General features: G+C 63.6%; 14 protein-coding genes and 1 tRNA gene. 10 read left to right on the top strand and 5 right to left on the bottom strand.

Going from position 1 to position 12371, the window contains the following annotated elements; all coding sequences use genetic code 11:
• Positions 1–34 precede the first annotated feature (34 nt).
• From KO516_RS13755 to rpmH, 5 genes are all read right to left on the bottom strand, one after another.
• Entirely contained in the window at positions 35–1573 is a 1539-nt protein-coding gene (locus KO516_RS13755) for a bifunctional diguanylate cyclase/phosphodiesterase (RefSeq protein ID WP_216004359.1), read from the bottom strand.
• A gap of 64 nt (positions 1574–1637) precedes the next feature.
• Complete coding sequence (gene ttcA / locus KO516_RS13750) at positions 1638–2495, bottom strand: tRNA 2-thiocytidine(32) synthetase TtcA (protein ID WP_216004358.1); 858 nt, start codon at positions 2493–2495, stop codon at positions 1638–1640.
• A gap of 49 nt (positions 2496–2544) precedes the next feature.
• Complete coding sequence (gene yidD / locus KO516_RS13745; RefSeq protein WP_216004357.1) at positions 2545–2766, bottom strand: membrane protein insertion efficiency factor YidD; 222 nt, start codon at positions 2764–2766, stop codon at positions 2545–2547.
• Positions 2763–3218, bottom strand: coding sequence for a ribonuclease P protein component (gene rnpA / locus KO516_RS13740; protein WP_216004356.1), 456 nt, complete (start codon positions 3216–3218; stop codon positions 2763–2765). The genes yidD and rnpA overlap by 4 nt, the downstream gene beginning before the upstream one ends.
• A gap of 37 nt (positions 3219–3255) precedes the next feature.
• Entirely contained in the window at positions 3256–3390 is a 135-nt protein-coding gene (gene rpmH / locus KO516_RS13735) for a 50S ribosomal protein L34 (protein ID WP_216004355.1), read from the bottom strand.
• A gap of 242 nt (positions 3391–3632) precedes the next feature.
• Here rpmH and KO516_RS13730 point away from each other — a divergent pair, with 242 nt between their 5' ends.
• The 10 genes from KO516_RS13730 to KO516_RS13690 form a co-directional block, all read left to right on the top strand.
• Positions 3633–4361 (top strand): TVP38/TMEM64 family protein, encoded by a 729-nt coding sequence (locus KO516_RS13730; protein ID WP_216004354.1) that lies wholly within the window; start codon positions 3633–3635, stop codon positions 4359–4361.
• 12 nt (positions 4362–4373) lie between these two features.
• On the top strand, positions 4374–5777 hold the full coding sequence (locus tag KO516_RS13725) for an NAD(P)/FAD-dependent oxidoreductase (protein WP_216004353.1): 1404 nt from the start codon (positions 4374–4376) through the stop codon (positions 5775–5777).
• 17 nt (positions 5778–5794) lie between these two features.
• A complete protein-coding gene (locus KO516_RS13720; protein WP_216004352.1) occupies positions 5795–7174 on the top strand; it encodes a HAMP domain-containing sensor histidine kinase in 1380 nt (459 codons plus the stop codon).
• A gap of 90 nt (positions 7175–7264) precedes the next feature.
• Positions 7265–7341: transfer RNA gene (locus KO516_RS13715), tRNA-Arg, on the top strand.
• A gap of 155 nt (positions 7342–7496) precedes the next feature.
• Positions 7497–8207, top strand: coding sequence for a TniQ family protein (locus tag KO516_RS24280; protein ID WP_252737604.1), 711 nt, complete (start codon positions 7497–7499; stop codon positions 8205–8207).
• Positions 8204–9037 (top strand): hypothetical protein, encoded by an 834-nt coding sequence (locus KO516_RS24275; RefSeq protein ID WP_252737603.1) that lies wholly within the window; start codon positions 8204–8206, stop codon positions 9035–9037. The genes KO516_RS24280 and KO516_RS24275 overlap by 4 nt, the downstream gene beginning before the upstream one ends.
• Before the next feature lie 436 nt (positions 9038–9473).
• A complete protein-coding gene (locus KO516_RS13705; RefSeq protein ID WP_216004351.1) occupies positions 9474–10229 on the top strand; it encodes a hypothetical protein in 756 nt (251 codons plus the stop codon).
• A gap of 150 nt (positions 10230–10379) precedes the next feature.
• The gene (locus tag KO516_RS13700) at positions 10380–10607 is read left to right on the top strand and encodes a hypothetical protein (protein WP_216004350.1); all 228 of its coding nucleotides are present in this window, start codon (positions 10380–10382) and stop codon (positions 10605–10607) included.
• A 69-nt stretch (positions 10608–10676) separates the two neighbouring features.
• Positions 10677–11450: a hypothetical protein gene (locus tag KO516_RS13695; RefSeq protein WP_216004349.1), complete on the top strand. Its 774-nt coding sequence runs from the start codon at positions 10677–10679 to the stop codon at positions 11448–11450.
• Between the two features lie 53 nt (positions 11451–11503).
• The coding region (locus KO516_RS13690) for a DUF262 domain-containing protein (RefSeq protein ID WP_216004348.1) at positions 11504–12371 on the top strand (868 nt) is incomplete at its 3' end.

Genomic DNA, 12371 nt, shown 5'->3' with positions numbered 1-12371 from the left:
ATTCGGCCTTTTGTTATTAGACAGGGGTGGCTCATCAGCCTGCGCCGCGCCCCAGTTTCTGGGCACCAGCAATGCGTTGGGCGTGATGGCGGGCCCAGTCAGCCAGTTGATCGGCGGGCATCGGTCGGGCGATGCCGAAGCCTTGAACATGATCGCAGCCCAGTTGCGACAGCAATGCGTGTTCTGCGACGCTTTCGACTCCTTCGGCCACGGTTTCCAGCCCGAGGCGATCGGCGAGGCCGAGGACCGCCGCCAACATCCGGCGCTGTTCTTCGTCACGATCGACGCGGGTGACAAAGCTGCGATCGATCTTTAGGCGATTCACGGTAAAGCGTCGCAGCGCGGTGATCGAGGCATGGCCCGTGCCGAAATCGTCGAGGTCGATCTGGCAGCCGAGTTGCGACAATCCCACGATATTTCTGGCCGTGATGCCCTCCGGGCTATCTGCAATCACTGTCTCGAGAACCTCGATTCCGAGTCGCGAGGCCGGGATGCCGAAGCGGTCAAGTTCCCACTTGATACGGTCCACCAGATGCGTGCTGCGCAATTCGATATCCGAGAAATTCACCGAGACCTTGGGAATTTCGACACCGGCCGCATCCCAGCCGCGCAGGGCTGTCAGACTGTGCTGCAGGATCACTTCGCTCAACCGGTCGAGTTGACCCGCCTGCTCGAGCGCGCCAAGGAATTCCATCGGTGGCACGATGCCGCGCTCGGGATGTATCCAGCGTGCCAGCGCTTCGACCCCGCTGATCCGTCCAGTCGAGGTGCAAAGCTGAGGCTGGAACCACGGCTGGATCTGGCCCTTGGTCAGGGCGCGCTCGACCTCGTCGAGCAGGGATTTGCGCGCGCGCCGCTCTGCGCGCATACCCTCGGACCAAGCGCGGATCGCCGAAGGCCCGTGCGACAGCGCTTCGGTCAGCGCGGTCTGTGCAGCCTCGATCAGTTGCGCGCCGGACGGCTCGCCCTGCAGTCGCGCAGAGCCGCAGAACCCAAGGGAGACCGACACATAATGTGAGCCAGTCTCGAAGCTTACCGGTTCTTCGAGCGTGCGTTGCACCCGCTCTGCCAATGTCAGCAGCGACTCAAGATCGAGGTGGATTGAAGGCCCGAGCAGAACCATGAACCGCGAATCCCCAATGCGAACGACCTTGTCGCCACGCCGCGTCAGGCCACGTAGCCGCTTGAGCAAGGTGCTGCGCAGCGCCTGCGCCGCGTCATCGCCGGACCGCCGGGCGACGGTGTCGAGCCCTTCGGCTTCGATCAGAACGCAGGCGGTGGCCACGTCTGCCTTCAGGGCGCGGTCGATCATCTGCTGTGCCAGATCGGGCGTCGCAGCGGCGTCGATCAGGTCGGGAAGCGGCCCGTCGGGATCAAGCGCCTGTCGCCTTGCGCTGGTGATGCCGTAGAGCGCTGGCAGCCCCAGCGCGATTGCGATCAGCGTCATCTCGCCGCCAAGCCAGAAACCGGCGAGCGACAGGGCAGGCAGGAAGGCAAGCATGTGCTGGCCACCGAGCCATTCCGCCAACTCGGTGCGTTGCCGGAGGATGCCAGCTTTCAGCTTCGAATTCATCGCCCTGCCCTTTCCGTGCGCTGTTCTTGAAGAACAGGACTAGATCAAGGAGGTAACTCGCAGCTTAACGGAGCTTCGGGATGTCGCTTTTCTCCTGCTCTGCAAGGGCCAGACCGACGAAATCGAACAGCTTGGGGTCCAGCATGTGGGAGGGGCGCACATTGGTCAGCGCCTTGAACATCACCTGACGGCGGCCGGGCGCGTTCTTTTCCCACTGGTCGAGAATCGCTTTCACCTGCACGCGCTGCAGCCCGTCCTGCGAGCCGCACAGATCGCAGGGGATGATCGGATAGTTCATCGCCTTGGCGAAGCGCTCGCAATCGGCCTCGGCGACATGGGCGAGGGGGCGATAGACGAACAGATCGCCTTCTTCGTTGACCAGCTTGGGGGGCATGGTTGCCAGCCGTCCGCCATGGAACAGGTTCATGAAGAAGGTTTCGAGGATGTCATCGCGGTGATGCCCGAGCACGACGGCGCTGCAGCCTTCCTCGCGGGCGATCCGATACAGGTTGCCGCGCCGCAGACGCGAGCACAGCGCGCAATAGGTGCGCCCTTGCGGCACCTTGTCGACCACCACCGAATAGGTGTCCTGATATTCGACGCGGTGCGGCACGCCCATCTTTTCAAGAAATTCCGGCAGCACGGTCGAGGGAAACCCCGGTTGCCCCTGATCGAGATTGCAGGCCAGCAGCTCGACCGGCAACAGCCCGCGCCATTTCAGCTCGTGCAGCACGGCCAGCAGCGTGTAGCTGTCCTTGCCGCCCGACAGGCAGACCAGCCAGCGCGCACCGGGCTGGATCATGCCATATTGCTCGATCGCCTCGCGGGTGTTCTGCACGATGCGCTTGCGCAGTTTCTTGAACTCGGTGCTTTTCGGTGCGCCGTGAAAGAGCAGGTGGATGTCGTCGCCGTCGTCGAGCATGGGGGTGCCTTTCCGAAAGCCGGGCAGGGCCGGCAAGCGTTGCGCCCGGTCAGTCCGGGACGTTGTCGATGCCGCTGCCGCCCCAAGGGTGACAGCGCAGGATGCGCCGTGCGGCAAGCCAGCCGCCCCGGATCGCACCGTGCTTTTCCAGCGCTTCAAGCGCATAGGCCGAACAGGTCGGCTGAAACCGGCAGCCATGACCGACCCAAGGCGACCAGATCAGCCGGTAGGCCCGCACCGGCAGCGACAAAAGCCCGGCCAGCGGGCTCATGCGCCGCGGCCTCGGCGGCGCGGCGCGCGATCCGGCGATTTGCCCGTGCGGCCCGAATGCACCCGCTGCAACGCCTTTTCCAGATCGGCGCAGAGCAGGTCGAACGGGCGATCGGCCGTGACGTCTTTCCAGCCAATCAGCACGTAATCCCAGCCGGAACGCCCCCGCGGCGCCAGCACCAGCCGGGCGATCTCGCGCAGGCGACGCTTGGCACGATTGCGCGCTACGGCATTGCCGACCTTTTTGGAACAGGTGAAGCCGACGCGAACGGCGTCGTTTCCATCGTCGCGGCGCCGTGCCTGCAGCATGAAAGATCCCGCTGCGGCCCGGTCTGCCCGCGCTGCGGCGAGATAGTCCGGGCGCTTGCGCAGGATTTCAAGCCGGCGGGCGGCAAGCGGAAAGGCCGCCTCGGACAGTGCCGGGGCGGCCTTTTCTTCAGTCTGGTCCGTCATCGCAGAACCGGGCTTCGCCATGGGCGAAGCACCCGGATCAGGCGCTCAGGCGCTTGCGGCCGCGGCTGCGGCGCGCGTTCAGAATCTGCCGACCGGCCTTGGTGGCCATGCGGGCACGGAAGCCGTGACGGCGCTTGCGAACCAGGTTCGACGGCTGGAAAGTGCGTTTCATCGCGCTTCACTCCTCAAGTTGTCGGTCAGCCCGACGAAACCTGTAGAGGATTCGCAGAGCCAGTATCATTCGAAGCCCGTCCTATAGGGAGGGGCCGATGATATGTCAAACCTCAATATCATCGCTGGCCAAGTGGAAGGCCCGTCGCTGGCACCGCGGATGCCGCGCACGCAGGATCACTGTGGTGTGAGAATTTATGTAATGTCTCGCATGTGAAACGGCGCGGCCCCATTAAACACCCCATGACACAACCTGCTCGTACAAAACCCGCCTTCTTGCGCCATCTGCCGCTTGCCGTGATCCTCGGCGTTGCGGCGATCGGGGCGTTCGCCCTGCGCGATTATCTCACCTTTGACACGTTGCGCGACAACCGTGAATCGTTGCTGGCATTGCGCGAGGCGCATTACGCCGCGCTCGCCAGCGGCTTTTTGTTAGCCTATGTCGCCATCGTCGCCTTTTCGTTGCCCGGCGCGTCGGTGGCATCGGTTACCGGGGGGTTCCTGTTCGGGCTGGCGGCGGGCACGGCGCTGAATGTCGCTGCCGCCAGCATTGGCGCGGTGCTGATCTTTCTCGCCGCGCGCGCCGGGCTGGGCCAAACCCTGTCGGCGAAGATGGATACGGGCGAGGGCCGGCTGGCCCGCCTGCGGCAAGGGCTGCGGGACAATGAAATCTCGGCACTGCTGCTGCTGCGCCTCGTGCCCGTCGTGCCGTTCTTTGTCGCCAACCTGCTACCAGCGCTGGTGGGGGCGCGCCTGCACAATTTCGCATGGACCACCGCTGTCGGCATCGTGCCGGGCGCGCTTGTATTTACTTCGATCGGTGTCGGTGTGGGCGAAGTGTTTGACCGGGGCGAAAACCCCGATCTGGGGCTGCTGTGGTCGCCGCAGGTGCTTGGCCCGCTTCTCGGGCTGGCGGTGCTTGCCGCGCTGCCCATGCTGATCCGCGCCATTCGTGGCCGTAAAGACATCTGAAGGATTATGACCATGCAGACTATCAAAACCGACCTTTGTGTCATTGGCGCGGGATCCGGCGGCTTGTCCGTGGCCGCAGGAGCGGCGCAAATGGGCGTCAAAGTGGTGCTGATCGAAAAGGGTGAGATGGGGGGCGATTGCCTCAACTACGGCTGTGTGCCGTCCAAGGCTCTGATCGCGGCGGCGCACCGTGCGCATGAAATGACCACGGGAGCCCCGTTTGGTATCGCAAACGAAGTGCCGCGCGTCGATTATGCCGCCGTCAAGGATCACGTGGCCAGCACCATCGCGCGCATTGCCCCGATGGACAGTCAGGAACGGTTCGAAGGATTCGGGATTGAGGTCATCCGCGCCCATGGCCGCTTTGTCTCGCCCACCGAGGTCGAGGCCGGGGGCAAGCGTATCACCGCGCGGCGATTCGTTCTGGCCACGGGATCATCCCCGATGGCTCCGCCAATTCCGGGGCTGTCGGATGTGCCCTTCCTGACCAACGAATCGATCTGGGAATTGCGAGACCGCCCGTCGCACCTGCTGGTGATCGGTGGCGGACCGATCGGTCTTGAAATGGCTCAAGCCCACCGGCGGCTGGGCTGCGAGGTCACGGTGGTCGAGGCGGGCGCCGCTTTGGGCCGCGAAGACCCGGAAATGGCCGCCATCGTGCTGGAGCAGCTGCGCTCCGAAGGGGTGCGCATTCTGGAGAATGTCTCAGTCAGCGCGGTACGTCCCGGAATCGAGCTGGATGCCGGCGATGAAACGCTGCGCGGCTCGCATTTGCTGGTCGCGGCCGGGCGCAAGCCCAACACCGATGGGCTGGGGCTGGACGTTGCCGGAATTGAACCCGCGCGGCACGGCGTTCAGGTGGACAGCGGCCTGCGTACGACCAATCGTCGTGTCTATGCGATCGGGGATATCGCAGGTGGCGGCTTTACCCATGTTGCGGGATATCATGCCGGGCTTGTCGTGCGCAGTGCTCTGTTTGCGCTTCCGGCAAAGCTGCGCCCGCAGATCCTGCCCCGCGCCACATACACCGCGCCGGAACTGGCGCAGGTCGGCCTGACCGAGGCCGAGGCCCGGGTGAAATATGGCGAAAAGCTCGAGGTGTATCGCCTTGCCCACGATCACAACGACCGCGCCATCGCGCAACGCGCAACGCAGGGCCTGCTCAAGCTGATGGTGGTCAAGGGGCGCCCGGTGGGCGTGTCGATTGCCGGTGCGCAGGCGGGCGAATTGATCGGAAGCTGGGCGCTTGCCCTGTCCGCGAATCTCAAGATGAGCGCGATTGCAGGGGCGGTGATGCCATATCCGACCGTCGGGGAGCTTAACAAACGCCTCGCGGGAACTTATTTCTCCCCCAGGCTGTTTGAAAACGAAACAGTGAAAAAAGTTACAAGACTGGTGCAGCGCTGGCTGCCCTAAGGGACAGCAGGACGCATATGCTCAATTCGCTCTCTGGCCGTTTTCTGATCCTCACGGCGGTGTTCGTGATGATGGCCGAAGTGCTGATCTTCATGCCCTCGGTGGCGCGCTTTCGCGAGGATTACCTGACCGACCGGCTGGAACGGGCGCAGATCGCCTCGCTGGCGCTGCTGCCCGGCGAGATGATCGACCCCGACATCGAGCGAGAGCTGCTCGCCAATGCCGAGGTTTTCAACGTGGCGCTGCAACGCAATTCCACGCGTGAGCTGATGCTGTCTTCGCCGATCCCCGGCCCGGTGGCCGCGACCTACGATCTGCGCGATGCCAGCGCGCTGATCCTTTTGCGCGATGCCATGGTGCGGCTTGTTGACAGCGAGCCGCGCCTGATCCGGGTGATCGGCTACCCGTCACGGCAAGCGGGGGAGCTGATCGAGGTCACCATGGAAAGCGCGCCGCTGCGCCATGCCATGATCGAATACGGGCTGCGGGTCCTGCTGCTGTCGGCGGTGATTTCGGTGGTGACGGCCATCCTGCTGTTCCTTGCGGTGCGCCGCCTGCTGGTGAAGCCGATCAAGGGCGTGGTGGCGCAGATGCAGCGCTATGCCGAGGCCCCCGAAGACGCCCGCCGTATCATCCAGCCCCGCGCCCGCGTGCGCGAGCTGCGCGAGGCCGAAGAGGCGCTGCAATCTCTGGAAACCCAGCTGTCGGCGTCCCTGCGCCAGAAAGAGCGGCTGGCACAGCTGGGCGGCGCCGTGGCGCGGGTCAGCCATGATCTGCGCAACATCCTGACATCGGCGCAGCTGTTCACCGACCGGATCGAGACTTCCGAGGATCCGGCGGTGAAACGGCTTGCCCCCAAGCTGGTCAACTCGATCACCCGCGCGGTGTCGCTGTGTGAGACCACGCTAGCGTTTGGCAAGGCCGAAGAGCCCGCGCCGCTGCTTACCTATTTCAACCTTGCCGAGCTGGTCGGCGAGGTAATCGAAGCTGAACGGCTGGCGATCGGGGATCACGATCTGAGCCTGTCCGAAGACATCCCTGCCCATCTGCAGATGCGCGGCGATCCCGAACAGATCTACCGCGTGGTGGCCAACCTCGTGCGCAATGCGCGCCAGGCGATCGTCGGCACCGGCCAGCCGGGCGAGATCAACGTCGCCGCACGCGAGGAAGACGACGTCTGGATCATCGAGGTCACCGACACCGGGCCGGGTTTGCCCCCCAAGGCGCGTGAGCACCTGTTCAAGCCGTTTCAGGGCGGGGCGCGCAAGGGCGGCTCGGGGCTTGGCCTTGCCATCGTCGCCGAGCTGGTGCGCGGCCACGGCGGCACGCTGCGCCTGTCGAGCACCGGTGAGTCCGGGTCGTGTTTCGAGATCCGCCTGCCGATGGGGGATATGTAGGCGTTTTTCAGGGTGACTTGCACGTCATGTCATTTTCCTGAAAAAAGGCTCTTGCGGTTCACGGCCCCCAACTGTAAACGCTGCCTCAACGGACCGATAGCTCAGCTGGATAGAGTACTTGACTACGAATCAAGGGGTCGGGGGTTCGAATCCTCCTCGGTCCGCCACTTACCTCTTGTGGGGTGTCAGGCAAAACTGACTTTCATGTCAGATGCCTGACCCCGCAGGCGGAACTTCCAGAATACGGAGTGGCGTTGCCCAGTTGAGCTCGCGATCGTAAGGTCAGGACATTCCTGCCTTTGTTTGATCCCGGAAGTATCGTTTGGCCAAGAGCCTCCCTGCCGTCCCCGGAAATACCTTTCTTCAGTTGCCGCTGACCGTGCCGCATGCCGCGTTCGAGCCGGCATCGTCCTTGTTGTCCCAACTCGCGGCGAGGGGTGGCGCAAACTCCATGCAGCGGTTCTGCGGCGACATTGCCTTTCCGATCGATCCCTTGTTCCGCGGGGAGAAGGTCGCGATAGGGCAATTGGCGCAGCTGGCCGGGTGCGATGCAGCTGCGTTGGAATGGGTGTCAGTCCGCCACCTCGGAAAAGGGCATTTCCGACTGCGAGACGAATTTGCCTCCTTCCAGAGCTTTCAACGCTTGCGTGTCCGTGTCTGTCCGGAGTGTGTAAGGGCGGAGTCGCCGTCTGCAGCTAAATCGTGGCGTGTTCCGCGCCGCCTGCAGTGGAAATTCTCGTCGATCAGAGGCTGCCCCGAGCATGGCTGCATGCTGGTGCGCCTCCCGCCAGAGAGATTTAGCAAAGATGCCAGGGATTTTTCGGCGCAGCTTCGGAAGCACTACGGCTGGGTCGTGGATCAGCCGATGATCCACGCAGGCCATAGCACTTTCGAGCAGTACCTCACCGACCGCATCCTGAAAGGGCGGGGCGATCAATGGATCGACCGTCTTGAGCTCAATGTGGTGTCCCGCGCGTGCGAGGTGCTGGGTCAGGCGCTTCGCTGGCGGGGCACAGAGAGGCCGACTGGATGAGTTTCGGTGCCTCGGGCTACGACGTGCTGAAAGACGGCCCTGTGGCCCTCTCAGACTGCCTCGCGGCGTTGTCGCGTGAGGACGGAGTGGATGGGCGTTTCTTCGGTCGGCTTTTCGGTCCTTGGACCACATGGCTGAAAAGCCGGAGCCTCGGTGACGAATTCGAATCCCTGCGTGACGTCGTGCGGCGGCACGTCTTCGACCATTTCTCTGTCAGAAGGGGAGTGCTGGTGCTTGGGGTGCCGTCGGAGGGAAAGGCTGCGTTGAACGCGCAGAAGCCATTTCCGCTCAAGGGCTTCGCCAAGCGCAACGCAGAGGACTTGGTGCGCCGCGGCCTCGCAAAGCGTCAGGCTGATGGCTGCATTGTTCCGATGGGCTTCGTGACGCAGCGAATGCTTGAGGCATACGAGCGCGAGAGGAAGTCCTTCCCAGCTTGTAAGGGCTTTGGCGCAAAAGTGCCTGTGGAGGCGCGTGGTGCCGACGCTGAAGAAGCAGCGGGTGAGGCCCATCTCTCCACCAGCGCCGTCGCACAGGAGCTACGCATCACCGCAAAGACAGTGAGGTATCTGGTTGAAAACGGATTGCTGCACGGTGCGGATGCTTCAGAGCTCTACCGACGAGGGACGACTGTAGTTACCGCTGGTAGTCTGATGCAGTTCCGCGAAATCTTCATATCTTTGGGCGAGCTTGCCGACGTCGCTCAGCGCCCGCAGGGCGCTTTGTCTATGAGACTTAGAAATGCTGACGTGGCGCTCTTGGCGATGCCGCACGACTTGAGCAGAATTTTCTGGCGCGAGGACGTGCGCGCCTACGTCGCGACCAAGCAGTAACATTTCGGCCCTGAGCCGCCGTTCACCCATCCTCGGTCACGCCGCGGTGCGGCCCGTCAGAGTGGCCATTCGCTGCAACTGCAAAATCTGCGAGGGGCGAACTCACAGACTGCGAACCTTCCTGCCGTTCGCTGCGACTGCAGCCCGGGGCAGGTCGAGCGTCAGCAATGCGCAGAATGTCGAACTTCGCGCCATTCCTCTCTGGATGTCGCATCTGATCCAGGCCATGCGCAGAATGCCCTCAAATTCGTTCTGCAGAAAATATCTATACTGAGTAATGTCTTGTTGCACCCTCATTTGAAATACCGTAAAATACACATAATAGAGGCAATGTGAGTTCAAAGACATGGCAAGAGCAAATCCTCAGTATGACCTCCGTGTAGAAGCGTGGCAGGCTCACCTCGACGGCACGCGGGAGGTGCTTCGGGGATGGTCCTTGGCGACGATCACGCGGCTGGAGAGCCTGGTCGACCTTTTGAACGGAACCTCCACAGCCGAAAGGCATGGGACGCCGATCCGTGATGAGGCATTTCTGTCAGTGGCCGAGGCAATGGCCTTCTACGGCCGCTACGGGGCGCTGGCTGGCATGCCGGAACCTGGCCAAGCCGCAAACCAAATTTCCGAGGGGATCGAAACACTGTCGCGCCTGGTCGAGCTTCTGCCGGATGCAAAAACCACGTCGCCGGGGGAGATCTTGGCGCTTGCCTCGGCACGCCGACAGCTCGAAAGCGGATCGGGCGTGGTGGCGCCCGCGGCGCTGGCAAAATTTGGCGGGGTTTCGCTTGGGCGGATGCACAACCTGATGACCGGACAGGGCGCCCTGTTCCAGCCGGTCGATGGCGCGATCGCGGTGCCGCAGGCGCTGGCTTGGCTCGAGGATCGTTCGTCTTGGTGGCCGTCCATCTGGATGAACGAACCGGACGAAGCCTCGCAGGTCGAGATCGAGGTGCCCGAGGCCGCCGACGGAACGATCTTTGCACCCTGCCTGAAACGCCGTGCGGGGTACATGATCGGACCGAAAGGGTCCGAGGAGGTGATCCCTGACTACGACGATGCCCTTGCCCGGATGCGACAGATGGACAAAGGCCGCTGGCGGCGGCCGAATGCAGCCGGCAATTGGGGCATTGTTTCGCAGGTGGGCACTAGGCGTATGACCCGGGCCGCCCTTGAGGCCTGGCGCATCAACGCCTGACCCCATCCTGACCTGACTTTCAGCGACTGACCGCTCCTGGCGGACTGGCCCCTCGTACCCACATCTCACCGGACATCCCGCATGCCCGATACCGGCATGCGCCGCCTCCCGACATTCTGAACCCTGCCCAACGCAAAAGGAGCCCCCTTCATGCGACTGACCGTTCATGCCGAAATGCGCAGCCAGCAGCGCGCCATTCCCCCGGCCCTCATCGAGGTGATCCGCACTTATGGCAGCCCCACTCCGGCGCGCCGTGGCTGTACCCGCTACTTGCTCGATCGTCACTCGATCGCCCTCGCCTGCGAGGGGGGCCGCCGGCTGTCTGCACGGCTCGAACGACATCGCGGCGCGTGGCTCGTGGCTGGCCCGGACGACTAGGTCGTCACCGTCGGCCACCAAACCCTTCGCTTCTTCAACTGACTGCCCACTCCAAGGAGACTTTCCACCATGGCCCACCAAGACCTTTCCCTCGCCCGCCAGTACCTGCCCCTGCTCAGCGCCTCCACGATCGCGACCCTGCCCGATGCGGACGCCTTGCGTCTTGGTCGCGAAGGCCGCTTCTCGGTCAGCTACGCGCCCTTCGATCATGTCGAGACCGGCGCCCGCCTGGTCATCGTCGGCATCACCCCCGGCATGACTCAGGCCCGCAATGCCGCCGTCGCAGCGCTGCGGGCGCTGGATCGCGGGGAAGACCTCGAAACCGCCCTGCGCGATGCCAAGGCGACCGGCGCCTTCAGCGGACCGATCCGTAGCAACCTGCTGCGCATGCTCGACGCCATTGGACTGCCGCGCTTCGTGGGTGTCGAGAGCATGGCCGAGGCGTTCCGGCACGGCAGCGGCCTGGCTCACCTGACCTCCGCGCTGCGCTACCCTGTCTTCCATGACGGAAAGAACTATTCCGGCACGCCCTCCATGCTGCGCCAGCCGATGCTGCGTGGGATGGTCGAACGCCACCTGGCCGAAGAGGCACGCCTTCTGCCCCATGCACTCTGGCTTCCCCTCGGACCGCAGCCTGCCGCGGCGCTCGACCACCTCGTGTCCCGGGGCACGCTCGATCCGCGCCAGGTGTTGACGGGGTTGCCGCACCCAAGCCCTGCCAACAACGAACGCATCCAGGTCTTTCTCGGCGAAAAAGATCCCGCCCGAGCCTCTGCGAAGACCGATGCGACGCGCCTGCTCGCAGCCTTGGAGGCCCTGCGCGCCCAGATCGCGAAACTCTGACCGCCGCGTCCACCCCCTCCCTTCACGATCTCACCACAGGAACGACCCTCCCCATGGCTTACACCACCGGCACCATCGCCTCCATCCTCCCGCGTCTGAACGCGGATTACTTCCTCCCTGCTGTCCAGCGGGAGGTCGTCTGGAAACCCGACCAGGTCCTGAACCTGGTCGACAGCTTGCTGAAGGGCTACCCTATCGGCACCTTGATGATCTGGCAGCCCGAGGGCGGCATCGAGGACGACCTCTCCCGCTACCCCTTCCATGTTCATTTCGTTCGTGGACAGGCGCTCTCGCCGTCTCCGGATGCATCGAAAGCCTGCGCAATGATCCTCGACGGCCAGCAGCGCCTCACCTCGCTCAACATCGCCTTCCAGGGAAGCTATGCGGTCAGGGACAACGGCGGCGAGCAGGTCTGGATTAACCTCTTGCAAGCGCCCGACCTGGACCAGGGTCAGCTCCAAGAGGATGAGGACAGCGCGAAGGAGACGTCCCTGCATCACCATCTCGCGTTCTCGGCCGGTCGGCCGAACCGGAATGCAGGCTGCCTTTGGATGCCTATTCAGGACATCATAGCCGTGGACAGCGACGCCACCCTCGCCCAGCTGATCGCGCGGCAACTCAAGCAGTTGCCCAGCCATGGATTGCCGGAAAAGGAGGCCGTCTCGACCGTGCTGACCCGGCTGTACAGCGCGGTCCACGTGGAGGCGAACCTGGCCTGGCACCTGGAGGCCAACGCGAATTACGATCGGGTTCTCGAGATCTTCATCCGCTCCAACAACGGAGGCACCAAGCTGACGACCTCTGAGCTGTGCAAGGCAGTGATGACGTCGTCTTGGCGCTGTCTCGACGCGCGCGAAGCGATCCGTGACCTCAACGAGGACCTGAAGAAAAAGCTGAAGAGCAGCGCAAAGCTGACTGAAC

Origin of the sequence: Citreicella sp. C3M06, assembly GCF_018860705.1 — a bacterium.
In the GTDB taxonomy this organism is placed as follows: Bacteria; Pseudomonadota; Alphaproteobacteria; order Rhodobacterales; family Rhodobacteraceae; genus Salipiger.
The sequence above is the reverse complement of the archived record's forward strand: the minus strand, read 5'-3'. Positions and strand labels throughout refer to the sequence as shown.

Coding starts and splice junctions, on each gene's coding strand:
- KO516_RS13755 (WP_216004359.1), bottom strand. CDS start 1,573: ATGAATTCGAAGCTGAAAGCTGGCATCCTCCGGCAACGCACCGAGTTG.
- ttcA (WP_216004358.1), bottom strand. CDS start 2,495: ATGCTCGACGACGGCGACGACATCCACCTGCTCTTTCACGGCGCACCG.
- yidD (WP_216004357.1), bottom strand. CDS start 2,766: ATGAGCCCGCTGGCCGGGCTTTTGTCGCTGCCGGTGCGGGCCTACCGG.
- rnpA (WP_216004356.1), bottom strand. CDS start 3,218: ATGACGGACCAGACTGAAGAAAAGGCCGCCCCGGCACTGTCCGAGGCG.
- rpmH (WP_216004355.1), bottom strand. CDS start 3,390: ATGAAACGCACTTTCCAGCCGTCGAACCTGGTTCGCAAGCGCCGTCAC.
- KO516_RS13730 (WP_216004354.1), top strand. CDS start 3,633: ATGACACAACCTGCTCGTACAAAACCCGCCTTCTTGCGCCATCTGCCG.
- KO516_RS13725 (WP_216004353.1), top strand. CDS start 4,374: ATGCAGACTATCAAAACCGACCTTTGTGTCATTGGCGCGGGATCCGGC.
- KO516_RS13720 (WP_216004352.1), top strand. CDS start 5,795: ATGCTCAATTCGCTCTCTGGCCGTTTTCTGATCCTCACGGCGGTGTTC.
- KO516_RS24275 (WP_252737603.1), top strand. CDS start 8,204: ATGAGTTTCGGTGCCTCGGGCTACGACGTGCTGAAAGACGGCCCTGTG.
- KO516_RS13700 (WP_216004350.1), top strand. CDS start 10,380: ATGCGACTGACCGTTCATGCCGAAATGCGCAGCCAGCAGCGCGCCATT.
- KO516_RS13695 (WP_216004349.1), top strand. CDS start 10,677: ATGGCCCACCAAGACCTTTCCCTCGCCCGCCAGTACCTGCCCCTGCTC.